This window comes from Aquamicrobium sp. NLF2-7, from assembly GCF_022359935.1.
Taxonomy (GTDB): domain Bacteria; phylum Pseudomonadota; class Alphaproteobacteria; order Rhizobiales; family Rhizobiaceae; genus Mesorhizobium; species Mesorhizobium lusatiense.
In genome coordinates this window covers 1,401,444-1,427,204 of sequence record NZ_JAKSED010000001.1, presented here as the reverse complement: position 1 = coordinate 1,427,204, position 25,761 = coordinate 1,401,444, and the positions used below count along the sequence as shown (strand labels likewise).

Annotated in this window: 30 protein-coding genes; 6 read left to right on the top strand and 24 right to left on the bottom strand. The window is 63.3% G+C overall.

Annotation, left to right across the window (positions count from 1 at the left end; all coding sequences use genetic code 11):
• Positions 1–11: 11 nt before the first annotated feature.
• The 22 genes from MIC97_RS06955 to MIC97_RS06850 all read right to left on the bottom strand — a co-directional run bounded on the left by MIC97_RS06955 (position 12) and on the right by MIC97_RS06850 (position 19,064).
• The gene (locus MIC97_RS06955) at positions 12–596 is read right to left on the bottom strand and encodes a transglycosylase SLT domain-containing protein (RefSeq protein ID WP_239799420.1); all 585 of its coding nucleotides are present in this window, start codon (positions 594–596) and stop codon (positions 12–14) included.
• Positions 532–1,710 (bottom strand): flagellar hook-length control protein FliK, encoded by a 1,179-nt coding sequence (locus tag MIC97_RS06950; RefSeq protein ID WP_239799419.1) that lies wholly within the window; start codon positions 1,708–1,710, stop codon positions 532–534. Before MIC97_RS06950 ends, MIC97_RS06955 begins: the two co-directional genes overlap by 65 nt.
• Positions 1,707–3,041 carry a chemotaxis protein MotC gene (locus MIC97_RS06945; RefSeq protein ID WP_239799418.1) on the bottom strand — a complete coding sequence of 445 codons (1,335 nt, stop codon included), beginning with the start codon at positions 3,039–3,041 and terminating at the stop codon, positions 1,707–1,709. Before MIC97_RS06945 ends, MIC97_RS06950 begins: the two co-directional genes overlap by 4 nt.
• Positions 3,038–4,270 (bottom strand): MotB family protein, encoded by a 1,233-nt coding sequence (locus tag MIC97_RS06940; protein WP_239799417.1) that lies wholly within the window; start codon positions 4,268–4,270, stop codon positions 3,038–3,040. Before MIC97_RS06940 ends, MIC97_RS06945 begins: the two co-directional genes overlap by 4 nt.
• Positions 4,267–4,881, bottom strand: a complete 615-nt coding sequence (locus MIC97_RS06935) for a hypothetical protein (protein WP_239799416.1) — start codon at positions 4,879–4,881, stop codon at positions 4,267–4,269. Before MIC97_RS06935 ends, MIC97_RS06940 begins: the two co-directional genes overlap by 4 nt.
• Positions 4,881–6,545 carry a flagellar basal-body MS-ring/collar protein FliF gene (fliF, locus tag MIC97_RS06930; RefSeq protein ID WP_239799415.1) on the bottom strand — a complete coding sequence of 555 codons (1,665 nt, stop codon included), beginning with the start codon at positions 6,543–6,545 and terminating at the stop codon, positions 4,881–4,883. Before fliF ends, MIC97_RS06935 begins: the two co-directional genes overlap by 1 nt.
• A gap of 117 nt (positions 6,546–6,662) precedes the next feature.
• A complete protein-coding gene (locus MIC97_RS06925) occupies positions 6,663–7,592 on the bottom strand; it encodes a flagellin (RefSeq protein ID WP_239799414.1) in 930 nt (309 codons plus the stop codon).
• 189 nt (positions 7,593–7,781) lie between these two features.
• Positions 7,782–8,732, bottom strand: coding sequence for a flagellin (locus MIC97_RS06920; RefSeq protein WP_239799413.1), 951 nt, complete (start codon positions 8,730–8,732; stop codon positions 7,782–7,784).
• Positions 8,733–8,914: 182 nt separating this feature from the next.
• Positions 8,915–9,607: a flagellar type III secretion system pore protein FliP gene (gene fliP / locus MIC97_RS06915; protein ID WP_183831974.1), complete on the bottom strand. Its 693-nt coding sequence runs from the start codon at positions 9,605–9,607 to the stop codon at positions 8,915–8,917.
• A gap of 71 nt (positions 9,608–9,678) precedes the next feature.
• A complete protein-coding gene (locus MIC97_RS06910; RefSeq protein ID WP_239799412.1) occupies positions 9,679–10,161 on the bottom strand; it encodes a flagellar basal body-associated FliL family protein in 483 nt (160 codons plus the stop codon).
• 16 nt (positions 10,162–10,177) lie between these two features.
• Positions 10,178–10,882, bottom strand: a complete 705-nt coding sequence (gene flgH / locus MIC97_RS06905) for a flagellar basal body L-ring protein FlgH (RefSeq protein ID WP_183831787.1) — start codon at positions 10,880–10,882, stop codon at positions 10,178–10,180.
• Entirely contained in the window at positions 10,879–11,442 is a 564-nt protein-coding gene (locus tag MIC97_RS06900) for a MotE family protein (RefSeq protein WP_239799411.1), read from the bottom strand. The genes flgH and MIC97_RS06900 overlap by 4 nt, the downstream gene beginning before the upstream one ends.
• Before the next feature lie 2 nt (positions 11,443–11,444).
• The gene (locus MIC97_RS06895; RefSeq protein ID WP_239799410.1) at positions 11,445–12,683 is read right to left on the bottom strand and encodes a flagellar basal body P-ring protein FlgI; all 1,239 of its coding nucleotides are present in this window, start codon (positions 12,681–12,683) and stop codon (positions 11,445–11,447) included.
• Positions 12,680–13,168 carry a flagellar basal body P-ring formation chaperone FlgA gene (flgA, locus tag MIC97_RS06890; RefSeq protein WP_239799409.1) on the bottom strand — a complete coding sequence of 163 codons (489 nt, stop codon included), beginning with the start codon at positions 13,166–13,168 and terminating at the stop codon, positions 12,680–12,682. Before flgA ends, MIC97_RS06895 begins: the two co-directional genes overlap by 4 nt.
• 6 nt (positions 13,169–13,174) lie before the next feature.
• Positions 13,175–13,963 carry a flagellar basal-body rod protein FlgG gene (flgG, locus tag MIC97_RS06885; protein WP_183831784.1) on the bottom strand — a complete coding sequence of 263 codons (789 nt, stop codon included), beginning with the start codon at positions 13,961–13,963 and terminating at the stop codon, positions 13,175–13,177.
• A 10-nt stretch (positions 13,964–13,973) separates the two neighbouring features.
• Positions 13,974–14,282, bottom strand: coding sequence for a flagellar hook-basal body complex protein FliE (locus MIC97_RS06880; RefSeq protein ID WP_239799408.1), 309 nt, complete (start codon positions 14,280–14,282; stop codon positions 13,974–13,976).
• Complete coding sequence (flgC, locus tag MIC97_RS06875) at positions 14,282–14,698, bottom strand: flagellar basal body rod protein FlgC (RefSeq protein WP_239799407.1); 417 nt, start codon at positions 14,696–14,698, stop codon at positions 14,282–14,284. Before flgC ends, MIC97_RS06880 begins: the two co-directional genes overlap by 1 nt.
• Before the next feature lie 5 nt (positions 14,699–14,703).
• On the bottom strand, positions 14,704–15,084 hold the full coding sequence (flgB, locus tag MIC97_RS06870) for a flagellar basal body rod protein FlgB (protein WP_183831781.1): 381 nt from the start codon (positions 15,082–15,084) through the stop codon (positions 14,704–14,706).
• Positions 15,085–15,148: 64 nt separating this feature from the next.
• Positions 15,149–15,829 carry a hypothetical protein gene (locus tag MIC97_RS06865; protein ID WP_239799406.1) on the bottom strand — a complete coding sequence of 227 codons (681 nt, stop codon included), beginning with the start codon at positions 15,827–15,829 and terminating at the stop codon, positions 15,149–15,151.
• Positions 15,819–17,207 (bottom strand): flagellar protein export ATPase FliI, encoded by a 1,389-nt coding sequence (gene fliI / locus MIC97_RS06860; protein ID WP_239799405.1) that lies wholly within the window; start codon positions 17,205–17,207, stop codon positions 15,819–15,821. The genes MIC97_RS06865 and fliI overlap by 11 nt, the downstream gene beginning before the upstream one ends.
• Before the next feature lie 12 nt (positions 17,208–17,219).
• Entirely contained in the window at positions 17,220–17,942 is a 723-nt protein-coding gene (gene flgF / locus MIC97_RS06855) for a flagellar basal-body rod protein FlgF (RefSeq protein ID WP_239799404.1), read from the bottom strand.
• Between the two features lie 6 nt (positions 17,943–17,948).
• Positions 17,949–19,064, bottom strand: coding sequence for a DUF1217 domain-containing protein (locus MIC97_RS06850; protein WP_239799403.1), 1,116 nt, complete (start codon positions 19,062–19,064; stop codon positions 17,949–17,951).
• Between the two features lie 169 nt (positions 19,065–19,233).
• On the opposite strand from MIC97_RS06850, the gene motA reads away from it, so the two are divergent.
• From motA to MIC97_RS06820, 6 genes are read left to right on the top strand one after another with little or no spacing between them, the layout of a single operon-like run.
• Entirely contained in the window at positions 19,234–20,109 is an 876-nt protein-coding gene (gene motA, locus MIC97_RS06845; RefSeq protein ID WP_183831776.1) for a flagellar motor stator protein MotA, read from the top strand.
• 28 nt (positions 20,110–20,137) lie between these two features.
• A complete protein-coding gene (locus tag MIC97_RS06840) occupies positions 20,138–21,061 on the top strand; it encodes a FliM/FliN family flagellar motor switch protein (RefSeq protein ID WP_239799402.1) in 924 nt (307 codons plus the stop codon).
• A 22-nt stretch (positions 21,062–21,083) separates the two neighbouring features.
• Entirely contained in the window at positions 21,084–21,482 is a 399-nt protein-coding gene (gene fliN, locus MIC97_RS06835) for a flagellar motor switch protein FliN (RefSeq protein WP_239799401.1), read from the top strand.
• 46 nt (positions 21,483–21,528) lie between these two features.
• On the top strand, positions 21,529–22,545 hold the full coding sequence (locus tag MIC97_RS06830; RefSeq protein ID WP_183831773.1) for a flagellar motor switch protein FliG: 1,017 nt from the start codon (positions 21,529–21,531) through the stop codon (positions 22,543–22,545).
• 11 nt (positions 22,546–22,556) lie between these two features.
• On the top strand, positions 22,557–23,639 hold the full coding sequence (gene flhB / locus MIC97_RS06825) for a flagellar biosynthesis protein FlhB (RefSeq protein WP_239799400.1): 1,083 nt from the start codon (positions 22,557–22,559) through the stop codon (positions 23,637–23,639).
• Positions 23,636–24,091, top strand: coding sequence for a hypothetical protein (locus MIC97_RS06820; protein ID WP_239799399.1), 456 nt, complete (start codon positions 23,636–23,638; stop codon positions 24,089–24,091). Before flhB ends, MIC97_RS06820 begins: the two co-directional genes overlap by 4 nt.
• On the opposite strand, the gene MIC97_RS06815 is transcribed toward MIC97_RS06820, so the two are convergent.
• Both MIC97_RS06815 and MIC97_RS06810 read right to left on the bottom strand, forming a co-directional pair.
• A complete protein-coding gene (locus MIC97_RS06815) occupies positions 24,081–24,842 on the bottom strand; it encodes a helix-turn-helix transcriptional regulator (protein WP_239799398.1) in 762 nt (253 codons plus the stop codon). The two genes, MIC97_RS06820 and MIC97_RS06815, sit on opposite strands and share 11 nt — an antisense overlap.
• Complete coding sequence (locus tag MIC97_RS06810; RefSeq protein WP_239799397.1) at positions 24,839–25,549, bottom strand: helix-turn-helix transcriptional regulator; 711 nt, start codon at positions 25,547–25,549, stop codon at positions 24,839–24,841. The genes MIC97_RS06815 and MIC97_RS06810 overlap by 4 nt, the downstream gene beginning before the upstream one ends.
• Positions 25,550–25,761 lie beyond the last annotated feature (212 nt).

Genomic DNA, 25,761 nt, shown 5'->3' with positions numbered 1-25,761 from the left:
TCGGCTACAACTCACTGGCGGCAAAAGCTGCGGGCATTGTCCGTCCACTTGCCGAAGCCGACCGCCACCATGTTGGTGATGACGCGGCAGACATAGGTCTTCTGGGCGGGGTCGTTATCGGGGCCGGCGTGGTAACGCGCCACCGCCATCGACCAGGTGGAGTGGCGGGCATGAAGGCTGAGCAGGAAGCGGGCGGCGTAATCCACGTTGCGGCGCGGATCGAGCATGTCTTCGATGCTTCTGAACTGGTTTCCGTGGTAGTGATGATTGATCTGCATACAGCCCAGATCGATCAGCTTGCGCCCCTCGCGTTTGGCTTCATGAAAGGCCGAAACGGCTTCGGTGCGATTTTTCGGAAACAGCGCTTTCCCTTCTATATTCAGGGCGTTGGGTTGCAAGCTGCCCTTTCTTCCGGTCTCCGTCAGCCCGACGGCATAGAGGATGCCGGCGGGAATATCGTAGCGTTGCGAGGCCCGCAATATCTCCTTCTCGCAGGAGTTCGTGGCTGCTTTTGCCGGAGCAGCCGACAGATCATATATAGAGATCGCCAGCAGTGCCGCCGCGAGAAGACGCAGCTGGCGTGCTGGTTTTCTCATGCCTGTCTGCATTGTTTCCGGATGCATGTCGTTCCCCCCGGGAGCTGTCATGGCCCGATTGTCCGGACTGAAAGTCAGAAGCTTGCCGATCCGGCATGTTCATTTCCGCAGGGCGACCGGCAGGCGTCGCTGTTGCGGAAGGCTGCAATATCGTCACCTTTCCGATGTCGAAGCCGAGATCGCGCATGGCGCGTGTGATGGTTTCACTGTCCGACGACAGCCGATGCCATCCCTCATGCGTATCGGGAATGATTTCAACCATGAGTTGATTTCCCGACAGATGCAGGCGGGCGCTGATCATGCCGAGTTCAGCCGGATGCAGCTCGATCCGCAGGCTTTGTGCCGGGCCTGAGGGTTTTGGAGCGGAAAAAGATGCCGCCGATTGCAGGGATTGGGTCTGCCGCACACCTTCTTCGCCCGCCAGCACCTCGACCAGAGCCGCAACCGTGGGGTTTATGTTTACGGAAGCAGGAGCGGCGAAGGTCTGCACGGACGTTACCGTCACCCTTTCGGGATGCTTTTCGTGGAAAGGTTCTTCGGGCCGCTGATCGGGAAGCGATGCGGACAGGTCCGGTGTAGATTTGCCGGGAGCAGCCGGGGTGCTATCGGTCCTGCTGCCATCCATGATCAGCGCGGCGCGTTCAGATCTGGTGTCCGTGCGGATGCCGGAAACCCCGCGTTCCGGTTGGTCGGGCTGAGGCGCTTCCGTCATCCCGATCCCGTCTTCCGGCACTGTGTCTGCGGGGAGGTTGCTTGCTGGGAGGTTTTCCTCGCCGGTCGCGGCCGCACGTTCGATTTCACGCAGGCTGATGAGCAATGGCAGACGATCGCCTGTCGCTCCGAGATGGGCCGGATAGTCCTGCTGTTCGGCTGGCGGAATGGCCTCCATGAAGGCTCCGCTGTCGGTGTCTGCGATATCCTCCGCGGCGTCGGATTTTTCCGGGCCGAGGACAGCTCTGGCTTTTGCTGGAAAACCGATGTCGCCCCGCGCCGAACCATTGCCGGCGTCAATCAGGCCCTCAAAGCAGCCGGTCTCTTTTGCTTCACCTTTTTTGGGTGCCGCGGTGGGGTGAGCGGATGGCGCAACCGTGGCTGGACCTATGCTGGCATTCATAGCGGGGCCGTTCCAAGCAACTGGTCGATCTTTCCGATGGCGCGCCGCGTTCTGGAGATCGCCTCATCTGTCTGGTCTGGTTTCGCAGGCGGCTGCGCATCCAGTACGACGGCGGGGGAGGCTGCTTCAGACGGTGCAGGGGCAGGCGTGTTTCGGGCTGATGCCGGTTCGGGCATGATACCTTCGACGAGTGGCAGTTCAGCCTCATCCTGTGCGGTGATCGCGTGGGGAGCGGGTGCTGCGGGATTTTGTTTTACCGCCTTTGCAGGAGGGGACGCAAAGACACCGGCCGGTGGCGCGATCACTTCGCTGGTGACGGTACGCACGGCATCGAGCAGCATCCGGTCGCCGGGGGAAAGCTGGTTTCGATCTATGCCGCGCAGTTTCTTCGCCAGGTCTTCTACCGGTTCGTCCGCCACTTTGGACAATCCGGAATAGAGCTGCGTGCGGGCATCGTTGCCGCCTGCCTCGCCTTTGCCGGATTTCGCTTTCGCGGCGGAGAAGGCCGACAGCTGGGCAAGTCCTTCGATCGCTGCTCCGCGTGCGATCCGCAGCCAGATGACATGCCTGCGCTCCGCATCCATCATCGAAACGATTTCGTCGAGCTTGCCGCGGCCGATGACGGCATCGAAGGCGACCGCCCCGGTCACGAAGGAATCCGCGAACCGGCTGGCATAGGGCGAATGCAGGAAACGCGCCACATACTGGGTTGAAGCGCGGGTGAAACGCTCCGCATCCGACAGGCTCACCGCGATGGCGATAGAGCGGCGCAATGCGGCTTCCTCGACCAGAGTGCCGGGAGCCAGAAGCCGCGCCCGGTCGAGCAGTTCCAGCGCTGTTTCTGGCTGCTCCCGCGCCAGAAGCGATCCTTTGACCAGGCACACGAAGGTGACGATGTCATCGGAAAGCGCGCTCAGTTCGATGCTGTCGAATGCTTTCAGGGCGGCGGCGGGATCGCCTTCCAGATAGGAAATTACCGCATCCGCCAGCGCCTGATCAGCCTTGTCGAGCTTCAGGCGGGCAATGGCTTCCTGCAAGGTGGCGGGGTTGCCGCCGCTCATGCCGTAGACCAGAAGCGCGCGAAAATTGCGTGGTTCGGAATAAGCATCCGTGCCGGCCTGCCGCAGGCGCGCGTCGGTGAGTTCGAGCAGCTTGGCCTGCATCGGCAGTGCGGCATGGTCGCCGTCGGCGATCCGGTCCTGCACCAGCTGCAATGAGCGCACCAGCTGGAAGGGCTGCAAACCTTCGCTTGCAGGGGCTGCATGGGCAGGCAGGGCAAGACCGATACCCGTCGCGCAGACCAGCCAAAAGGGCGGGCGAAACCTTCTCATCCCTCAGGCTCCAGAAGGATGGCGATGCGGCGGTTGACGGCGGCGAAAGGATCGGCGGCGTTTCGCGGCATCCTGTCGGCAAAGCCGGAGACTTCCTTAATGCGCTTTTCGTCGATGCCGCCGCGCAGCAGCATGTAATAGGCGGCGTGGGCGCGGGCCGTTGAGAGGCGCCAGTTGTCATAGGAGCCGCTGCGGAACGGGCGGGCATCGGTGTGGCCCTGTATCGAAAGTTTGCCTTTCTGCGCGCTGAGGATCTTGCCGATCTTGTCCATGGCGATCACCAGTTCGCGCCGGGGCGTTGCGGCGCCGATCTCGAACATGCCGAAATCGAGCTGGTCGGTTATGGTGAGCACGACGCCGCCCTCGGTGGCTTCCACGGAAATGCCGTCGCCGATCTTGTCGCCCGAGCCGAAAGCCTGTTCGATCTTGCCGCGGATTTCCGCTGCCGCCTGTTCTGCCTGCTGCGCGCGGTCCGGTCCCGCCTCAGCGGCCATGGCCGGAGCTGCCGTTTCCTGCGGTGCTTGCTTTGAGGCTGTTTCTGCGTGAACTTCGTCACTGCTTTTTTGGGCGGCAGCGTCGGTCGAGGCTTCCCGCTGTGCCGCCTCTGCTTTCGGGGCCTCCGCGGTTGCCTCGGCCAGCGGGTCGGTCATTTCCTGAGACCAGAAATCGGGAGCGAAGGGGTCGCGGTAGAACTCGCCGCCGGAAGCGCCCGAGGCTGGTCCCGCATTCTGCCTGCCGCCATCGCCTTTTTCGCTGACGTTCTGCATCTGCCCGGTTTCGGCCGCGATTTCGGCCAGCACGGCATACGGGTTGGCAAACAGGGCCTCGTCCGGTGACAGCATAGCCGACCCCGGACCTTCCATCTCGTTGCGTTCGGCAGACGAACCGGGATTGCCTACACCTTCGTCGCCTGTCGTCGCATGGGCTTCAAGGGGATCGTTTTCCGCTCGTCCCGAAGAACCGGGACCGGTGCCGAGATCCTCAAGGCCCTTGCGGTTGGCGTTGCGGTCGATCAGCTTGATCGGGTTGAAGTAGCTCGCCACCGCCGCACGCGTCTGTTCATTGGCGGCATTGATCAGCCACATGACCAGAAAGAAGCACATCATCGCGGTCATGAAATCGGCGAATGCGATTTTCCAGACGCCGCCGTGATGGGCTTCATCCTCATCGTGCCTGCGCCGCACGATGATGATTTCCTGCCGTGGTTCGGTGGTTTCGTTGCTGCTCATGACAGCATTCCTGAGAGTGCCGCCGACCATTCGTTCATGCGGGTTTCGATGACGGTTTCATCGATGGAAACGGTCAGGTCGAAGCAGGGGGCTTCGGTGAAAGCCAGCCTGCCGGCGCGGTCTCCCAGCATCTTGCTGAAGGTTTCAAACAGATGGACGGGGCCGCGCACCTCGATACGCATGGCCTCCGTATCGGCAAGCGTGGTGGCGACCGTTCTTGCAAGCTCGGCCAGCGAGCGCTCGCGCAGCGTTTCGGTGAGCACGCCGCCTATGGTGCGGGCAGCGGCAGCGCCCATCGCCTCGCACAGCTGATCCTGCAACTGGTCCATGCGCGCCGAGACGAGCTCGCCGAGGTCCGTGCCGAGGCTTTGCAGGAGGGCCTGCGCCTCAAGTGCTGCGTTTTCGCGTTCCACTGCCAGCTGGGCCGCATGCTCCTGCGCCATGCGTTCTCCAAGCTCCGCTTCCGCCCGGAAGACCGCCTGAGCGATCAGCGCATCGACGTCCGGCGCGGCCACTCGCGCTTCGGCCGAGGCATGAACAGGTTCATGCCGGGCGTTGTCATTGGACCGGCCGAAATCGGGCAGGAAATCCCAGAGAGCGGCTGCGGACATCAGGCGGCAGCCTCTGAAACGGTCGAAGCTGCTTCAGCGGCAGCCCATTTGCGCAGAATCTGGGCGGTGCGTTCTTCATTGAGGTCGACCATACGGGCAAGGCGCTCCTGCGGGGCGGGGCGAAGCCGGCGGCTGATGTCGTCGATCGGGGCAGGGGAGGTTGCGCCCATATTGGTGAGCGCGGGCGGCTCTTCTGCGCCGGCGGCCATGTCGGGCGTCGGCAGCGAGCGCTGCACGTCCTCGAAGCTCGGGGCTGCAAGGGCTGTCGCAGGTTTCGCAGTCAATGCAGCCGCCATGGGCCGAAGGCCGAAGAAGGCGACGAGGAAGGCAACGGCCACAAAAGCCGTCGCGTTGATGAGGGTGCCGGTATATTTGCCCATCGCGTCCATGACACCGGGCTGAGGCAGCGCTTCGCCGTCGAGACCATCGATGAACTCCACCGCCGACACGTCGATGACGTCGCCGCGCTTTTCATCAAAGCCGGTGGCCGATGCGACCACCTTGCGGATTTCCGCCACGCGCTCCTCAAACTGCTGCGGCGTTGCATTTTCTCCGAGAATCGACAGCAGCCGGTGCTGGTTGACGACCACGGCGACCGACATGCGGTCGACCGTATAGCCGTTCGAGATGGTGGCGACGCGGCGCGAATTGATCTCGTAATTGGTGATTTCCTCGCGCCGGTCGTTCTGCGAACTCGATTGCGGCCCGTCGGAGCTGACCGCCTGCGTTTCGGGCAGGTTCTGCTCGACGCTGGTCGGCGAGGCGGTCTGGCGCTGGCTGCTCGCCTCGTTGTTGCGCACGCTCTGAACCGATCGCTCCACGCGCGAGGCCGGATCGAAGATGGTTTCCTCGATCTGCCGGGTGTCTGTGTTGACGTTGGCTTTCACGCTGGCGCGGAAATTGTCGGTGCCGAGATAGGGGGTCAGGGCGCGGCGGATGTTGTCCTCGATCTGGGTCTCGACGGTCTGCTCCACACCCAGCGAGCGGACTGCGCTGGTGTTGGAGGGATCGTCGCCGGCAGCCAGCAGGTTGCCGGCGGAATCAAGCACGGTCACCTTTTCCGCGCCGAGGCCGGGAACGGCGGCCGCAACCAGATGACGGATCGAACGTGCTGTCTTGCTGCCGTCGGTTCCGGCATAGCGGATCACCACCGAGGCGGATGGCTGTTGCTCTTCGCGGCGGAAATTGGCGCGCTCCGACATGACGATGTGAACGCGCGCCGCCTTGATGCCCGCCAGCGACTGGATGGAGCGGGCGATTTCACCTTCCAGTGCGCGAACGCGGGTGATCTGCTGCATGAAGGAGGTGAGGCCGAGCGACCCGACATTGTCGAACAGCTCGTAGCCGGCATTGGCGCTGTTGGGCAGGCCCTTTTCGGCCAGCAGCATGCGGGCGCGGGCGGTGTTGCCGGATGCCACCAGAACGCTGGTGCCATCGGAGCCCACATCGAAGGCGATGCCAGCTTCGCCCAGAACCATGCCGATCTGGCTCACGTCCTGCCGCTCCAGCCCGACATAGAGCGTCTCAAAGGCGGGGCGGTTCAGATAGATCGAGCCGACCACGATCGTGGCCATGATCACGGCTGCCATGGCGCCCATCAGCGCCAGGCGCTTCGTGCCGAAACCCTTGAGGTTTTCGATGATTGTCTGGATCTGTTCCGGCACTGCCCCACGGCTCCCGCATATTGGCCCGTTCAGAGCCTAGCTGCCGAAGCTTGTGCGAAAATGAAATCGGGCCGCCTGTGCAGCGGCCCGTTCATGCCGGAGTGGGGGCGCCTACCGTCAGCCCTTGAACAGGGCCAGGATGTTCTGCGAATTGGTGTTGGCGATCGACAGCGACTGAATGCCGAGCTGCTGCTGAACCTGAAGCGCCTGAAGGCGGGTCGATTCCTTGTTCATGTCGGCATCGACAAGCTGGCCGACGCCTTTTTCGATGGAATCCATCAGCTTGGACACGAAATCCTTCTGCATGTCGATGCGGGCCTTGGCAGCGCCAAGCTCTGCCGCTGCATTGGTCATCTTGCCCAAAGCCGATTCGATATCGGTGAGCAGATTGTCGAACTTGGTGGATTCGTCGGCACCGGTCACGCCGCCAAGGTTGTTCAGGTCGATGTTGAGGATCGACACACCGGAGGCGGTGCCCGTGGTGTCGAGGATGCCTGTTCCCGCGGCGGGTGGCGTCACGCCGGAATCGATCAGCCTGATATTGGTGAACTCGATGTCGATGGTGGTGGTGGAGACCGCACCGCCGGAATCACGGTTATAGGCCGAGATGATCGAAACCTTGCCGGTGGCGCCGGTGGTCTGGAGAAGGTTGGAGCCGGCATAGGAAGCGCCGCCGATGCTGTCACGCAGCTGGGCGACGTAGGTGTCGATCTCCGCCTGTATCTTGGCGCGTTCCTCGATGCCCGAAGCCTTCGCAAGCAGCACCTTCTGCTTGATCTTGTCGACAACCGTATGGGCGGAATTCATCGCGGTATAGGCGGTGTCGACCTTGCCGGCCCCGAGACCCAGTGCATCCTGAACCACGGAATTGGCCTGATTGTCGGAGCGCATGGTGGTGGCGATCGACCAGTAGGCGGCGTTGTCGCTGGCGTCCGCGACGCGATAGCCCGTCGATATACGGGCTTGTGTCTGCTCGAGTGCCTTGTTCGTCGCGCTCAGGCTTTGCAAAGCCGTCATTGCGGATGCATTCGTCATGATGCTCGACACTGGTGCTACCCCTCGGTCAACAGGCGTTCCGTTCGCCACGTGGCGAAACTTTCGGTTAACCATAATTACGAATTCGTGGTTAACAGACGATTAAAGCCGGCAGCGTGGGGTGGCAGAAAAAGAAAGGCCGCGCTTGCGAAGAAGCGCGGCCTTTCAGTTTTCAGGGTTCCGGCCGTGGCCGGACCGCTTTTAGCGGAACAGCGACAGGATCTGCTGCGAGTTGCCGTTGGCGATCGACAGCGACTGGATGCCGAGCTGCTGCTGGACCTGAAGGGCCTGCAGTCGGGTCGATTCCTTGTTCATGTCGGCGTCGACGAGCTGGCCAACACCCTTGTCGATCGAGTCGGAAAGGCTCGACACGAAGGAGGACTGCAGGTCGATGCGGGCCTTGGCGGCGCCGAGTTCGGCAGCACCGGTCGACATGGAGCTGAGAGCTTTTTCGATGTCGGTCAGCATGTTGTCGAAGGCAGCCGATTCGGTCGAGACGTCGCCGGCCGTGTAGCCCGTGACACCGGTCAGATCGGAAACGCTCAGGTTGAGGATGCTCTTGGTCGAGGCTCCGCCGTTCTTGTCGAGGATGCCATCGCGCGCGGTCGCAGCGGTCGGGTTGCTGTCGATCAGGCGGGTTTTGCCGAAATCGACGTCGATGGTGCCGGTGGAGACGGCGCCGGTGTCATCACGGTTGTACGAGGTGATGACGTTCAGCTGGGTCGCGGTGCCTGCGGAATTGGTTTGCAGAAGGTTCGAGCCGGCGTAGTTGGCGCCGCCGATATTGTCCTTGAGCTGGGCCTGATAGGTGGCGATCTCGGCCTGGATCTTGGCGCGGTCCTCGGTGCCGGCGGTCTTGGCCAGCAGAACCTTTTCCTTGATCTTGTCGACCACCTCGATGGCCTTGTTCATGGCCGTGTAGGCGGTGTCGATCTTGCCGGCGCCGAGGCCGAGGGAGTCCTGAACGACCGAATTGGCCTTGTTGTCCGAACGCATCGTGGTGGCGATCGACCAGTAGGCGGCGTTGTCGGAAGCGGTGGCGACGCGGTAGCCGGTGGAAATGCGGCTCTGCGTGGTCTCGAGCGCCTTGTTGGTGGCGTTCAGGCTCTGAAGCGCGGTCAAAGCCGAGGAATTGGTCATGATACTGGCCATGGATACACATACCCTGATTTTACTGGAAATCTGACATACCGGGTCGACCGGTATGACGGTACGGCATCATGCCAATGATCTGCTAAGCGCGATCACCCGCCATTTCCGGAACTATGGCGGAAAGTTGCTTCGAAAAGCATAAGCAACATGGTTAACAGATGGTAAGTGCTGCTTTTTTCGGTTCAGCTGAACGATCGCACCAGCGAGCCGACAAGCAGGTTCCAGCCATCGATCAGCACGAAGAACAGAAGCTTGAACGGCAGGGAAACCACCGTGGGCGGCAGCATCATCATGCCCATGGCCATGGTGATGGTGGCCACGATCAGGTCGATGACGAGGAAGGGCAGAACGATCAGGAAACCGATCTCGAAACCGCGCCTGATCTCGGAAATCATGAAGGCCGGCACCAGAATGCGCAGGTCGACCTCTTCGCGCGACACGGTCTGTCCGCGCTCGCGGGCAAGGTCGGCGAACAGGTCGAAATCCTTGTCGCGCACATTCTCCAGCATGAAGGTGCGGAACGGATCGGCGATCTTGCCCATCGCCTCGGCCTGTTCGATCCGGTTGTCCATCAGCGGCTGGACGCCTTCGTTCCAGGCGCGGTCGAAGGTGGGCGCCATGACATAGAAGGTCATGAACAGCGACAGCGAGATCAGGATCAGGTTGGCCGGGGTGGATTGCAGGCCGATACCGGCGCGCAGGATCGAGAAGGCGATGATGAAGCGGGTGAAGCTCGTCACCATGATGAGCAGGCCGGGCGCGACCGACAGCACCGTGATCAGGCCGAACATCTGGATGATGGTGCCAACCGTGGAGCCGCTCATCTGGCCGATGCCGCCGAGATCGATCTGCTGCGCCAGCGCGCTGCCGGTCATGACAAACAGGCCTGCGACGGCCACAAGAACTGTGCCGGCAAGTGCCGAAGGTTTCACTCGAACAGGCTTTTTCATTCGAATACGAGCGTCCTGATCAGCACGTCGCGGACCCTGCCGTCGGTGCGCAGCATGGCTCTCTCACGCAGGTCCGCCTTGAGGTGCTGGAGTCCGCTCGGGCCTTCCGCCTGATGCATCTTCAGGGTGCGCATGAAGGCCAGAAGATCCTGATGGACCATCGCAGCCGTCTCTGTCGGCAATTCCTTTTCGATCAGCAGTGAAACGTCCATGCGCACCCATATGTCCATGGGAGCTGCCATGTTGGTGGTGATCGGCGGCAGGTCCTGCGTGATCAGCTTCAGGCCGGACGTGGCGATAGCCGGCTGGGACGCAGTCTGCGCGGCGGGTGGTTGCGGCGCCTGTGGCTGCTGGCTTTTCAGATAGACGCCCGCGCCCCAACCCATGCCGAGTGCCGCCACCGTGAGGCCGGCCAGCATCGCGATCTGGATAAGGATCGACGGGCCTTTCTGCATTGCGGCGTCTGTTGTGTCTGCCATCGCCATGGTGTTCTCCCTAGAACGGCAGGACCTGATCCAGGATCTGCTGGCCATAGGCGGGCTGCTGGATCTCGGAGATGCGTCCGCGTCCGCCATAGGAAATGCGGGCTTCGGCAATGCGCTCGTAGGAAATGGTGTTCTTCGCGCCGATGTCGGACGGGCGTACGATGCCGGCGATATGCAGCACGCGCAGCTCGGCGTTGACGCGCACTTCCTGCGATCCCTTGATCATCAGATTGCCGTTGGGCAGCACTTCCGTCACCACGGCGGCGACGTTGAGCGTAATGGTCTCCGACCGTTCGGTCGCGCCGTCCGCATTGGTGACGGTCTTCGATTTCAGGCTGCCATCGCCGGAACCGCCGGTCGAGGATCCGTCCCAGCCGACATCGGCCTCGAAACCCAGTGTCCGGCTGGCGGTGCGGCTGCGGTCGTTCTGGTTCTTGAAGCGGGCGCGGTCGTTGATCTTGATGTTGACGGTGAGAATGTCACCGGCGCGCAGCGCGCGCGGATCGGTGAACAGGCGGCTCTGGCGATCGTCCCACAGGGAGAAGCGCTTGACCGGCTTGGCCGGCGTTTCCGGATACTGGTAGACCGAGACGCTGCCGCCCTCGATGCCGGAGCCCACCGGGGAGAGAGCCGGCTCCTTGTTGACTTCGCGCAGGTCCGTGGCGCAGCCGGCCAGCGCCGAACAAGCGAGGATGAGTGCGAGCCTTCGCATCATGAGGGATCCGTCCTGCGTGCTGCGCTGGCCATGACGCTGGTGAGAATGGCCGCGGCCTTCTGGTTCATTTCGTTGAGAATGACGCTGGCCTTGCGGGCATCCAGCTTCATCAGGATCGCGGCGGCGAGATCCGTCTCGACCATGGCGAGACGCTCGGCGGCGGCGTCGGGCTTCATGCCGGCATAGATGGAGACCACGCTTTCCTCTGCGCGGGCGAGGAACAGCTCGCGGCGCTTGAGCCATGTCTCGTATTCGGCCCGCTTGTCTTCCAGCGCCCTGATGCGCTTGTCGACCTCGCCCTGCAACTGCTTCAGCTCTTCGGCCTGCAGCGCATAGCGGCGGTCGCGCGCGGCATCGGCGATGTTGGAGCAGAAGCGCTGCACCTCACTGGCATTGCTGTCGGGAAGGGGCGTTGCCTCACGCTGCAACTCTTCCTGCGCGACCGTTTCCGGCGCGCCCGGCAGCACCTGACGAACTTCGGCGCCCGTCGCCGGCAGAACGGTCAATGCTAGGAGAGTGGCGAGAAGAAGTGGAGCGGGGCGGGGTTTGATCACGGACATGGTCATTGCACCACGAGATCGGCCTGAAGGGCGCCGGCGGTTTTGATGCCTTGCAGAATGGCGATGATGCCGTCGGGCTTCACACCAAGGCGATTGAGCCCTGAAACGAGCGTTTGCAGATCGGGGCCGTCAAGCATGGCGACCCGCGCATCGGGGGTGAAGATGCCGATCGCGGTGTCGGGTTCCACTGCCGTGACACCCTTGGAGAAGGGTTCCGGCTGGACGATGCGCGGCGCTTCGGTGATGCGCACGGTCAGCGTCCCGTGGCTGATGGCGACGCGCGAGATTCGCACCTGATTGCCGATGACGATGGTGCCGGTGCGCTCGTCGATCACCACGCGCGCCGGGGTGTCGGACTGGATGACGAGATTTTCGATTTCCGCATAGAAGCGGGCGACCGATATGTTCTTCGGCTTGCGGATGGAGACGGTGCGGGCATCCTGCTCGGCGGCGACGCGAGCCCCGAAACGCTGGCGCGTATAGGCGTTGATGGCGTCGGCGATGCGCACCGCGGTCGAGAAATCGGGATTGCGCAATTGCAGGGTAAGAATGGCCTGATCGCCGAATTCGGCTGCCACCGAGCGTTCGACGATGGCGCCGTTCGGCACGCGGCCGGCGGTCGGAACGCCCTGCGTCACCTGTTCTGCCTGCCCCTGCGCACTGAACCCGGACACGATCACCGGACCCTGGCCGACCGCATAGATCTCGCCATCCGCCGCTTTCAGCGGGGTCATGATCAGCGTGCCGCCGGCCAGCGAAGTGGCGTCGCCCATGGACGAGACGGTCACGTCGATGCGCGCGCCGGACTGCACGAAGGGCGGCATGTTGGCCGTGACGATGACGGCGGCGACATTGCGCGCCCGCGCGCTGCCGCCTTCGGTGGCGATGCCGAGATTTTCCAGCATGGCGCGGATCGACTGCTCGGTGAAGGGCGAGTTGCGCAGCGTGTCGCCCGAGCCGGCAAGGCCGATGACGAGGCCGTAGCCGACGAGCTGGTTGTCGCGGGCGCTCTGCAATTGCGCGACATCCTTGATGCGCGCCGCGATCTGCCCAGGTGGCAGATTGCTGGGAGCGGGCGCGACCTGAAACATGCGGGCTGTTTCGGCCGGATCGTAATCGTCGTCTATCGGCCCACCTTTCTGGGCGGCAATGGCGCGTTTCTGCTCCCGCGTCAGCCCGTCGGCCATCAGCGGCTGCAACGGCATCAGCACGGCAAGGGCAAGGATGATGGCGCGCTTCATGCGTCCACCCTGACGCTGCCGTCTTCCATCACCGTGCCGGTCAGCACCTTGCCGCTGTCGATGTTGCGCACCTTCACCACATCGCCCGGCGAACCGGGCTGCAAGGTCACCGCGGCGATCGAAATGGTGAGCCCGCCCGCGACGAAGCTCACCTGAACCGTGGCGCCCTGCTCAAGCAGCCAGGCGGAGCGCACGGCGGAGACGGGAATGTAGCGGCCGGGCAGCAGGGTGCGGCGGGCGACCTTGCCATCGAGCTCGGGAAGCGTGGTGGCAACGGCGGCGGGCTTTACCTTGCCGGGAACCAGCGTCACCTCTTTCAGGGTGCCGGCGCTGATCGTTTCGCCCGGATAGATCACGCGGTTCGGGATCAGCACGACCTCCTGCGCCCATGCCGCCGTCCATGCAGGCACGCACGCCGCCGTCGCCATGGCGGCGGCGATGACGGTGCGGCGAAGGGCAGACGAGGATGAGCGCGTGGCAGGCATGGCAGCTTACCTGAGGTTCTTCGAAACGGTCGAGGCCATTTCGTCGGCCGCCTGAATGACCTTGGAGTTCATCTCATAGGCGCGCTGCGCCGAGATCAGTTCCGTGATTTCCTTGACCGGATCGACGTTGGAGCTTTCCAGATGACCCTGTTCGATGGTGGCGAAGCCCGGATCGCCGGGAACGCCGGTGATGGCCTGCCCCGAAGCGGGCGTTTCCTGAAAGAGGTTTTCGCCTAGCGGCGCCAGACCGGCCTCATTGGCGAAATTGGCGATCTGGAGCTGGCCGAGTTCCTGCAGGGCGGCCGCATCCTCGAACCGGGCGAAGACCTGCCCGGTCTTGTTGACGATGATCTCGACCGCATCCGAAGGCACGTTGATGGCCGGAATGACGGCGGCGCCATCCAGCGTCACGAGCTGTCCCTCGCCATTGGTGTTGAAGGCGCCGGCGCGGGTGTAGAGCGTGCCGCCATCGCTGCCTTCGATCTGGAACCAGCCCTTGCCGACGAGCGCGAGGTCGAAATTGTTGCCGGTACTGGTGAGCGGCCCCTGTATGTGAACGTTGCGCACCGCAGCCGTCTTGACGCCGAGGCCGATAGACACGCCTTCCGGCACGATCGAAGCGTTGGCGCGGTTCGGCACGCCGGGCGCGCGGTCGACCTGATAGAGCAGGTCGGAAAACTCGGCGCGGGCGCGCTTGTAACCGGTGGTGTTGATGTTGGCGATGTTGTTGGCGATGACTTCCAGATTGGTCTGCTGGGCGTTCATGCCGGTGGCGGCGATGGCGAGTGCTTTCACGGTGCGGCTCCTAGATGCTCATCCGGCTGACTTCGAGATAGGCGCTGACGATCTTGTCGCGGATGGCGACGGCGGCCTGCAGCGTCTGCTGGGCGCTCATCACCGCATCGACCACCTGACGCGTGTCGGCATTGCCCTTCAGTGCCTCGACCGACAGCGCTTCGGCGTTTTCGAGCTTGCCCACGGAACTCGACGCTGCCTTTGCCAGCGCATCGGCGAAGGAAGCGCCGGCGGTCGTGCCGGACTGCGAAAGCGAAGTCGCGGATGTTTCGGAGGTAAGTGCGGGCGTGAGGCGAAGCGCCCCGACAGGACCGAGCATCACGGTGTCCTCATCAGGTCGATGGTCATGGAGATGAGGTCGCGGGCCTGACGGATGACCTGAAGATTGGCCTCATAGGAGCGGTTGGCTTCCGTCATGTCGGCCATTTCGATCAGCACGTTGACGTTCGGCAGCTTGACGTAGCCGTTCTCGTCGGCAGCTATGTTGCCGGGCTCGAATTCCAGCCGGAAAGCGCTCGGGTCGCGGTCGATCGCGCCGACATCGACCAGCGATCCGCCGGATGCGCGGTCCAGTTCCGAAACGAAGGTGACGGTCTTGCGCTGATAGGGATCGGCACCGGGGAAATTGCCGGTCGACTGCGCGTTGGCGAGGTTTTCCGAAACCACGCGCAGACGCTCCGACTGGGCACCGAGACCCGATGCGGCGATCCTGAGGGTGGCGGTAAGAGCATCCATGTTCGTCAACCTTTCGAGACGGACAGGAGCATGCCGTGGAAGGCTTTGACGATCGCCGTGTTCATTTCAAAGGCGCGGCGCACCTCGCCAGCCTTCATCAGCTCGTTTTCGACGACGACGGTGTTCTTCGAGGGCAGGAGCGCGCCGTTGTATTCCTGCGCCTGCGTGCGGAAGGAAGCTTCAGTCGCGCCAAAGCCCATATGTCCGGGCTGGGTCGAGCCCAGCGTCATGCCGGTCCGGTCCAGAACCTTCTCAAATGGCTCGACGTCACGCGCCAGATAGCCCGGCGTGTTGACGTTGGCGATGTTGCCGGCGATTGCGGTCTGACGCACGGCCAGCCATTGCGACTGCCTCGTGGCGAGATCGAACAGGTTGACGGGCTCCATGGGGCTCTCCGGTATTCTTGCCCATGGTAAGCATCCAGTCTTGCGCGGGCCTTGCGCCCGGCGCTCAGTTGGAAAGCTCGATCACCTGGTCCCTGCTGGTCAGCAGGACCCATTTGCCGCCCCGGTTTTCAATGGAAGCGACGCGGCTGGAATCCGGAAGCCGCGAGCCGGTCTGCACCACCCACAGGCCGGCATCGTCCTCGATCATGGCCCGCCCGTTGGCGACGTGGACCAGCCGGAACTCCGTGGCTGCGCCCGGAAATGGCTGCTCATCAGGGCCGGGCGGGTCCGTGATGGCATCGGAGGCGATGGTAGCAGTGCTGAACATGTCGATATCGCCGGGCAGCTCAACGATGTCGCGCAGGGGCACAACGGGGTCGGCGTCGGCGACCAGCCTGCCGGAATTGCTGCCCTGTCCGCCAAGCCTCATGGCCCGGACGCCGAACTGTTCCTGATTGAAGAAAATATACCAGGGAAACAGCGCGCAGGTCAGGCCGAGCGCAGCGCCCAGCGCGGCGATGATGAGGTCGCCGCGCCGGTCGGGCCGCTCGATTCTGGGAAAGGCTGCGGGTGGCGGAGCAGGCCAGCTTTCAGGAATTTTGACAGGCGTTTCAGCCTGTTTCCTGCGCCGTGAGAACAGGCCGTTAAGCAGTGAGGCGCGGCTGGCTTCCGCTTCCTCCTCGGCCCTTGCTTTGGCTAGCAGATTTTGCAGCAGGGCTTCGGTGCGCTGGCGCTCACTGGGCATGGTTGCCTCTCAGATGGCGCGCCAGATCGGAGAAGGCATCGGCGCTGGCCGGATCGGAGGGCGATTGCCGCAGCGCCTCGTAGATCACCGGCACCTGCGTGACGGCGAGGTCCAGTTCCGGATCGGCCCCGGCCTGATAGGCGCCCAGCAGGCGGATATCGCGGGTGTCCTCGAAGCGGGCGATCATGGCTTTCAGCTGCGTCACCAGAACGCGCTGCTCGGGCGTCCATGCCCGCCCGGAAAGCCGCGAGATCGAGGCCAGAGGATCGACGGAGGGCAGGCGGCCCTGTTCGGCGATGGCGCGGTCGAGCACGACGTGGCCATCGAGAATGCCGCGCACGGAATCGGCAATGGGGTCGTTGTGATCGTCGCCGTCGACCAGCACCGAGATGATGGCGGTAATGGAGCCTGCACCCTCGGCGCCCGGTCCGGCGCGCTCCAGAAGCCGGGGCAGTTCGGTGAATACGGAGGCGGGATAGCCGCGCGCCACGGGCGGCTCGCCGGTGCCGGTCGCCACCTCGCGCAGGGCATGGGCGAAACGGGTGATCGAATCCAGAATCAGAAGCACCCGGTCGCCGCGATCGCGGAAATATTCGGCCACGCGCATGGCCGTGTCCGGCGCGCGGCGGCGCATCATGGCGCTTTCGTCGCTGGTGGCTACGACCGCCACGGTCTTGGCCATGTTCGTGGCGCCCAGCGTGTCCTCAAGGAATTCACGCACCTCGCGCCCGCGCTCGCCGATGAGGGCGACGACCACCGTGTCGAAGGCATCGGCGCCGGCCAGCATGGCGAGCAGGGTGGATTTGCCGACACCAGAACCGGCGAAGACGCCGAGGCGCTGGCCGAAGCAGAGAGGGGTGAAGATGTCGATGACGCGCACGCCGGTGTGGAAGCCGGTGCCGACGCGCTGGCGCTCCATCGCACCCGGAGTGCGTTCGGGGCCGCCGGCGTCTTCGGACCCGCGCAACAGGGGTGCGCCGGCATCGATGGGGCGGGCGAGAGCGTCGATAGCGCGTCCACGCCACGACGGGTCGGGCACGATGGCGAGCGGCCCGCGCCGGAACACTGCGTCGCCGATACCGGCATCCGCGTTGCGCTCGAAGGGGGCGACGACCACCTCGCCGCGCGCGATGTGGACGACCTCGCCCAGTGAACCACCTTTCCGACCACGATGTTCCACCAGATCGCCGAGCCGGGCCAGTTCGCTCAGGCCGCCAACCTTGTAATGCGTGGACGAGACCTCGCTGATGCGCCCGCCATGGCGGATCAGTTCCGACGGCTCTTCAAAGCGTTTCCAGATGTGTTCGAGCAATGCCAGCTTGTTGACGGGCGAGGGGCCACGTTCGGAAAGCCTGACGAGTGCATGGTCCTGCGTCATGTCCGGTGGCCGCTACTTGGGACCGAGGGCCTTGATCGCCTCGTCGACGGAACTGCCCGCCTCGCGGATCATGGCCGACATGTTCTCAAAGGCGCGCTGCACCTGAATGAGACGCATCATTTCCAGCATCGGGTTGACGTTCGACTGTTCCACGAAGCCCTGCGCCACACCCACATCCTGCCTGTCGACGATGGGCTGCGGTGTCGTGTGGGCGAGGATGCCGGAATTGCCGACACGCTGGAAATTGGCACCCGGCTCGAACTCGAACAGGCCAAGCGCTGCGACGAGGCGTCCATCCTGCGTGAGGGTGCCGTCGGCACCGGCTTCGGGCGGTCCGTCATTGGGATCGAGCTGAATGGGGGCGCCGCCGGCATCGAGCACCGGATGGCCTTCCACCGTGACCAGCGCACCGGAATTGGCGAGGGTGAAGCGTCCGTCGCGGGTCATCACCGTGCCGGCCGGCGTTGCGATGCCGAACCAGGCGTCACCCTGAATGGCGAAGTCCAGCGGATTGCCGGTCTCCACCTTGCTGCCATTGGACGTAGACATGAAGGTGGTGCCGGAGGAGGCAAAGGAGACCGACCGGGGGCCGGTGCCGGAGACGACATCCTCGAACTTCACGCCGGTGGCGCGGAAGCCGACGGTGGAGGCATTGGCGACGTTGTCGGCGATGGTGTTGAGCCGCCGCTCCAGTGCAACCTGCGAGGAAAGGGCGACATAGAGGCTGTCCTGCATGGCGCTCTATCTCGACTTCAGCTGCTGCATCGCCATCAGCAGGTCGGTCGAGACGCCGATGGCCGCCGGCTGGGCGAACAGGATGCTGGCGGCGCTGACCGCGGTGGAAGGGTTGGCGGCGTCGTGCAGGCTGGTGAAGCGGGTGAGGAACTTCTCCAGCCTGGCCGGGTTGGCGAAGTCCTCGATGTTCATTCTGGACTCGAACAGCTTCACCTGCCGGTCGATATCGGCCTTGGCGAAGGATTCCGGCAGGCCGAAAGCCGTGCGCACCACGCTTGCCAGCGCCTTGTCGGCCAGCACCTGATACCAGTCGGTGATGTCGCCGGCCTTGCGCTGGAAATAGAGCGCCAGCCGCACACCCTCATTGCTGTTGCCGGCGTCTTCCTCCAGCGTCTGGCGCAGATATTTGTCGACGACATTCTCCTGCGTCGGCACCCATGTGGTGGCCTTTTCACCCAACCCGGCGAAATCGAACGCGCTGGCAAGGGCAGCGTAGCGCTTGTCTTCCATGGTGTTGGCAAAGCTCGCCGGATCGGACGCGCCGCCTTCCAGCACCTTGCGGATGGTTTCCGGGCTTTCCGTTTCGGGATCGAGCGCATAGGCGCGCAGGGCATAATCGTAGAGCCTTGCATCGGCGAAGAGATCGTCGATCGCCTTCACGTCAGCGATCTTGCTCATGTAGTAGCCGGTCTCGGCCTGGACGATCTCCGGATCGACGCTGTCGATGCTGGCCTGAATGGCATAGTTGCCGGTCGTGGCCTGCTGCGCCTTGTTGTAGATCATCGCCGCATCGCCATGTTTGGCGAAATTGAAGGTCGAGACGAATTCGGCGTAGCGCTTGTCGGTCAGCTTGTTGGCGAAGCTGTCGGGATCGGTGACGCCTTCCTTCAGCGCCTTGACCATGAAGGCGCGGGCGTAGCTCATGTCCTGAAGGCCGAACGCCTTCATGGCATATTTGAACAGCCGGTCGTCCTTCACGAATTCGTCGATGGAGCTGACCTTACCGATGTTTTCGAGATAATATTTCGTTTCGCGGTCGACCGTCGGCTGACGCTCGATGCGGTCGATCGCCTTCGGGATATCCCGCGCAATCAGCTTGTAACTGACGAAAGTGCTCAACACGACATGCCTCCGGCCGAAGCTGCATGACATGAAGAGTAGGCGCACTTCCTTGCGCGAAGCTGAATCGGCTTTTTCGCCGGTCCGACAGCCCGTGCGTCACGGATTCAAGCCTCACACAAGGCACGCGCGCTAATCAGTGTGCCTGATGTGAGAAGCGGAAGGACGAACCGTGGGCATTCTGATCGGATTTGTGGTCACGCTCGGCTGCGTTCTGGGCGGCTTCATGGCCATGGGCGGTCATCTCCATGTGCTCATGCAGCCGTGGGAGCTGGTCATCATCGGCGGTGCGGCGCTCGGCGCATTTCTCGTCGCCAACCCCATGAAGACGGTCAAGGACACCGGCCGCGCCATCATGGAAGCCATCCGGCAGTCGGTGCCGAGCGAGCGCGAATATCTGGAGACGCTGGGCGTGCTGCACAGCCTGATGCGCGAGCTGCGCTCGAAGTCGCGCAGCGAGGTCGAGGCTCATATCGACAATCCGGAAGAATCGGCGATCTTCCAGGCATTTCCGACCGTTCTGAAGAACAAGGACCTCACCAATTTCATCTGCGACTATTGCCGCATCATCATCATCGGCAATGCGCGCTCCTACGAAATCGAAGCGCTGATGGACGAGGAAATCCAGACGATCCGCGCCGACAAGCTCAAGGCCTACCACTCCATGGTGGCTGTGGGCGATGCGCTGCCGGCGCTGGGCATCGTCGCTGCCGTTCTGGGCGTGGTGAAGGCGATGGGCGCGCTCGACCAGTCGCCCGAGATTCTGGGCGGGCTGATCGGCGCGGCGCTGGTGGGAACCTTCCTCGGCATCTTCCTCTCCTACGCCGTGGTCGGCCCGGTGGCCTCCAAGATCAAGGTCGTGCGCGAGAAGCAGAACCGCCTCTACATCATCGTCAAGCAGACGCTTCTGGCCTACATGAACGGCTCGCTGCCGCAGGTGGCGATCGAGTTCGGCCGCAAGACGATTTCTTCCTACGACCGCCCCTCCATCGATGCGGTGGAACAGAGCACCATGAATGCTGTCATTGCTGAGAAGAAGGCAGCCTGATGAGCAGCTTTCCGAGCGAGACGGCATCATGAGCAGTCCGGCAAGCCCGGCCGGCACCCGTTCGCTGATCCTGGAACGGCTGCTCGGCGACAGCGGCGACGCCGGGCAGGTCATCGGCGCGGGCCGCTCGATGGCCGAGCGGGCGCTGCCCTTCGTCATGAAGCGGCTGGCCGAAGAGATCGGTGCGCCGGTGACGGTCGATCTGCAATCCGTTGAAGTGGCGCGGGTGGCGGAAGCTCGGGCCGTCTCCGGGGCCTGCTACGCCATGACGACGGTGGCATCGACGATTTCCTCCGATGCCATGACCATGGTGATGGATGCGGCGGCCGTTTCGGTTCTGGTCTGCACCCTGTTCGGCGGCGATCCCGAGCAGCCGGTGGCGACGATCGACAGGGACTTTTCCCCGGTCGAAATCGACGTGGCGACGCTGGTCTTTCAGGAACTGGCCACGGTTCTCAATGGCACCGGACGGCGTTCGCTGGAACTGAAGCTGCCGGTACCCCGCGCCGTCACCGGGCTGGAAGCGAGCCGGCGGGTGCTGCGCGACGGCCCGGCCGTGCGCATCGTGTTCGCACTGTCGACACCAGCGGAGCGGGGCACGGTCGCCATCACCATTCCGCAGCGGGTGCTGTTGTCCCGCAACCCGGCCGAGGTCGATGCGGAAGACAATTCGCGCTGGCAGGCGCATTTCTCCGAAGAGGTGAAGCGCTCGACCATATCGCTGGAGGCGACGATGCCTCTGGCGCGCCTGACGCTCGGCCAGCTTGCGGGATGGCGCGTCGGCGATGTCATCGAGCTTGGCGACATGGCGCAGACGCAGGCCCGCCTCGCCACCCGCGACCGCACCCTGTTCGTATGCGAGTTCGGCAAGCTCGGGAACAATTACACGGTGCGCATCAAGCGGCCTCACGACGAGGCGCAGGATTTCATGGATGGGCTCGTGCAGGAGTGATCCGCGCGGGCAGCAGGAGACTATGAGTATGACGAAGGCCAATGCAGAAGCCCTGAACCACGGCCAGAATCCCGGTCAGGACGAGCAGCTCGACCGCGCCATCGAGGAACTGCGCGGCGTGCTTCAGCAGGAGGAGCAGGAACCGCAGGCGGCCTCTCCGACAGCCGCTGCTGCCAGCAGCGTCATCATGGATATTCCGGTGGAGGTGCAGATCGTGCTTGGCAGCACCGAAATGTCCGTGTCCGAGCTGATGACGCTGCAGAAGGGTTCCACGGTGGCCCTTGACCGGCGCATCGGCGAGCCGATCGATCTGGTGGTCAATGGTCGCCGCATCGCACGTGGTGAGATCACCGTTCTGGAAAATGATTCCTCGCGTTTCGCCATCCGCCTGACCGAAATCGTCACCACAAAAGGCTCGTGAGGACGGGCATGGGGCATCGCGCCGATAGCAGGCAGGAAGGGACCGCATGACGATGTCGCTGACGCTGACCCGGCCCCAGAAGGCGGCGGCCATACTCGTCGCCATGGGCAAGCCGGCTGCCGGAAAACTGCTAAAATTCTTCAAGCAGGAAGAGCTGAAGTCGCTGATCGATGCCGCGCGCCTTCTGCGCACCATCCCGCAGGCCGACCTCGAAAAGATTGTAGCCGAGTTCGAGGCGGAATTTACCGAAGGTGCCGGCCTGCTCGACTCGGGCGACCAGATGGACACGCTGCTCAACGAGACGCTGTCGCCCGAAGAGGTGAGCGCCATCATGGAAGGCAGGCAGGAGAACAAGCCTGCCGGACCTCTGCCGGTCTGGCCGCAGGTGGAGAAGCTGGACGCTGCGCGCATCGGCGCCTTCCTTGCGGGCGAACATCCACAGACGGGCGCTCTGGTGCTGTCGCGATTGTCGTCGCCGCTCGCCGCACAGGTTCTGCTGACACTGGAAAAGCCGCTGCGCTCGGAGATCATGAAGCGCATGGTCACCATGGCCAGCGCCCCGCAGGCGGCGATGCGGATCGTGGAGAACCAGATACGCGCCCGCCTGCTCGACGGTATGTCCGGCAAGGACACGTCGACCGGGCAGGCACGGCTTGCCAGCGTGCTCAACGAGATGGACAAGGCCCAGCTCGACGAGGTGATCCAGGATCTGGAAGCGGCAGGCACGCCCGATCTCGCGGGTGTGAAGGCGCGGGTGTTCTCATTCGATGACATGCACCTGCTCACCCAGAAGGCGCGGGTTCTGGTTTTCGACGGATTGTCGAGCGATGTGGTGACGCTGGCTTTGCGCGGCGCGCCGGAAGAGCTGACCGAGGCGGTCCTTTCGTCGATCGGCGCGCGCACCCGGCGCATGATCGAATCCGAGCTTTCAATGGGTTCGGAGGGGATCCCGCTGGCCGACATCATGCAGGCGCGCAAGACGATTGCCTCGGCCACGGTGCGTCTGTCGCGCGAAGGGGCCTTCGAGCTTCCGGCAGCGCAGATTCCCGGCGAAGAAACATAACCGGCTGAGCCATGGCCGAGGGTGTCGACAAGGATTCCAAAACCGAGGAAGCGACCGAAAAGAAGATCCGCGACACCATCGAAAAGGGCAAGCTGCCCCATTCGAAGGAAACGGCAATCTTCGCATCCTTCGTCGCCATCCTTGCCTTTACCGTGTTCTATGCGCGCGATGCGGCGATGGAACTGGGCATGTTCCTGTCCATGTTTCTGGAAAAGCCGGATGCCTGGCCGCTGGCCACGGAAACGGATGTCATCGAGCTTTATCGCAGCGTGATGATGGAAATCGGCCGTGCGGTGGCCGCACTTCTGGTGCTGCTTGTCGTGGCGGGAATCGTCGCTTCCGTCGGCCAGAACATGCCGCGCTTCGTGGGCGAGCGTATCCGCCCGCAGGCCTCGCGCATCTCGCTCGTGCAGGGCTGGAAGCGGATGTTCGGCGTGCAGGGCTTCGTGGAGTTCCTCAAGTCGGTCGCCAAGGTGGGTTTCGCCATTCTGGTTCTTGTGATCGTGCTCTCCGACAGCGTCAGCCGGTTCTTGTCCGGTATGCTCACCAATCCGGTCGAGTTCGCGTCGGTGATCCGCGGCTTTGCCGTCGATATTCTGATCGCCATCGTTTTCGTGATGGGGGCGATCGCTGCTGCCGACTTCATCTGGCAACGCTTTCACTGGAAGCAGGATCTGCGGATGACGCGTCAGGAGGTCAAGGACGAACTGAAGCAGTCCGAAGGCGATCCGATCGTGAAGTCGCGCATCCGCTCGGTGGCGCGCGACCGGGCGCGGCGGCGCATGATGGCGGCCGTGCCACGCGCCACGCTGATCATCGCCAACCCGACCCACTACGCCATTGCGCTGAAATATGTGCGCGAGGAGGATTCCGCTCCTCTGGTTCTGGCCAAGGGGCAGGATCTGGTTGCGCTGAAGATTCGCGAGCTGGCCGAAGCCAACGGGATTCCCGTGTTTGAGGACGTTGCGCTCGCCCGCTCCATGTACAAGCAAGTTTCAGTGGATAGCGTGATCCCGCAGCAATTCTATCAGGCCGTCGCCGAACTGGTGCGGATCGTCTATTCCAACAAGGCCAGACCCCGGCAGGTGACATGATCAGGCAGCCGCACGCAGAAACCCGCGAAAGCATCGTCGCCAGAGCGATCCAGCAGGTCGTCGGCGAACTGCGCCTTGTCGATGTCGCCGACTACATCGCCTTTATCCGGCTGGAACAGTTTGGCTGCGTCTCCGATCTCGTGGATTCGGCTGCCGAACTCTACTTCATGCCCGGGACCCTCAGGCTTGGCCACGGCGGCGAGGCCTTTGTCGACTGGAGCGGCAGTCCGCGCATCGTGCTCGATCTGGAGCTCAGGCCGGCCGGGGTGACGGTGTATTTCCAGCTCACGCTCGAAGAAAACCACGCTTCCGTAGTGGTCAACTACGTCGCGTTCGAGACGGCGGCGGAGGATCCGCAGATCAACACGGAAATGCTGCGCAAGGCGGTGGAGCAGGCGCGCATCAGGCCTGCACTCGCGCTCGATGCAGAAGAAGGCCGTTCTATTCGATAAGGCCGAGCCTGAGGGCTTTTGCCACTGCCTGCGTGCGGCTCACGGCATTCAGCTTCTGCGCCGACTGCGTGAGATACTGATTGGTGGTGTGCACCGAAAGCTTGAGAATGCGGGCGATTTCCTCGCTCGTATAGCCGTTGGCGGTGAGCTTGAGGCATTCCAGCTCGCGGCGGGTCATTGCCCGGGTCAGGCTGGCGGAAGCGGGGCGCAGGCGGGTGACTTCCGAAAACAGCGAAAAGCATTTGCTGTGGACTTCGAACAGCAGGTTCTGATCGATATTCGTGCAGGGGCCGGCAAACACCACCAGCCCGCACTGGTTCCGCTCGGCGTGGACTGGGAAGGCAATGCCGGAGGTGCCGGATATGATCGGTTCGATCTGCGTAACCCAGCAAAGCGCGCCGAGACGTTGCGCGGCCGGGCTTTGCGGCCCTTCGCTCCACCACAGAGGTTCCGTCGAGGTGCGGACATGGCGCACCAGATGCTCGATATTGCCGGTCACGCTCTTCGCGAACCCGGCGCCGGGATGATCGGAATCGAGGCAGGGAACCAGCTTGGCCCGCTCCTGCATGAGCGGGGCGAGAAAGACCGCGAATGAGGTGGCGTTGATCTCCTGTTCCATCCATCGGCAGCGCCGCACGGCATCGGAAATCGTCAGTGCATGCTCGCCACCCTGCGGCCAGACGATCGCCCGACGCCCGGGCTGGTCGTTAAGAGGCTGTGCGTCGATGTGTGTAAGGGCTGCGTGGATCAAATGATGCCGCTCCTGATCGCGGTTGCGATCGCCATCGCCCGGTTGCTGGCCGAGAATTTCTGAATTGCGTGGGTGATGTAGCTGTTGACCGTGTTGGACGACACGCCAAGAATGACTGCGACTTCATCCGTCGTCTTGCCTTCCGAAACCCAGAACAGGCATTCCCGCTCACGGTCGGAAAGAGGGTCCTGTGCCGTGTCGCCGGTCACGAGATGGGCTGCGCGCGACAGCGCATAACAGCATTCCATCTGGGTACGCGCAAGCGCGGCCAGATTGATCTGTCCCGGCTGCTCGGAGGAAAACAGGATGAAAAGGCGCTGGCTGCCCACATTGAGGGTCAGCGAATAGATTTCCGCATGGCCGAGAACAGTGAGCAGCTTTGCCTCTTCACCGTTGATCAATGCGCCGGTTCCGGGCGCCGTGGCAGAAATCAGGGCCGAAGGGCGCATTCCGGGCGCAGCCGTCCATGGTCCCTGCGCCAGCGTGGCGATAAGCTGCCGGCCGATCAGCTCGATGACGTCGAATTTCCAGTTCGAGGCGACGATGCGGGCCTGATTTCGCGCTTCGCCATGGGAAATCGCTACAAGCATGTAGCTGTCAGCGCCGGTATTGACGGCGGCATTCATGAGGAAGCCGATTAGTTCCCCGCGCGAGGTGAGGCGGCCTTTCAGCGTGTCGGCTTCCGAAGATGCAGCGGCTTTGTTCATGACAGTCTTCTGGCCAGAATCGGTCGTTCGCCGTGGAGGAACCACGGCGGGCGGATACGCATCACAATCACGTTGGACGCCTGAATTTGGGAACACATGCTGCCGGGAACGCACTGGGCACCGGCAATGCCCGACCGGGCGACTCCGTCGGGGGACGCGAAGGCTATCGCGCCTTGCGGCAGGCATTTCGCCCGCTGCTTCAGACTTCAGAT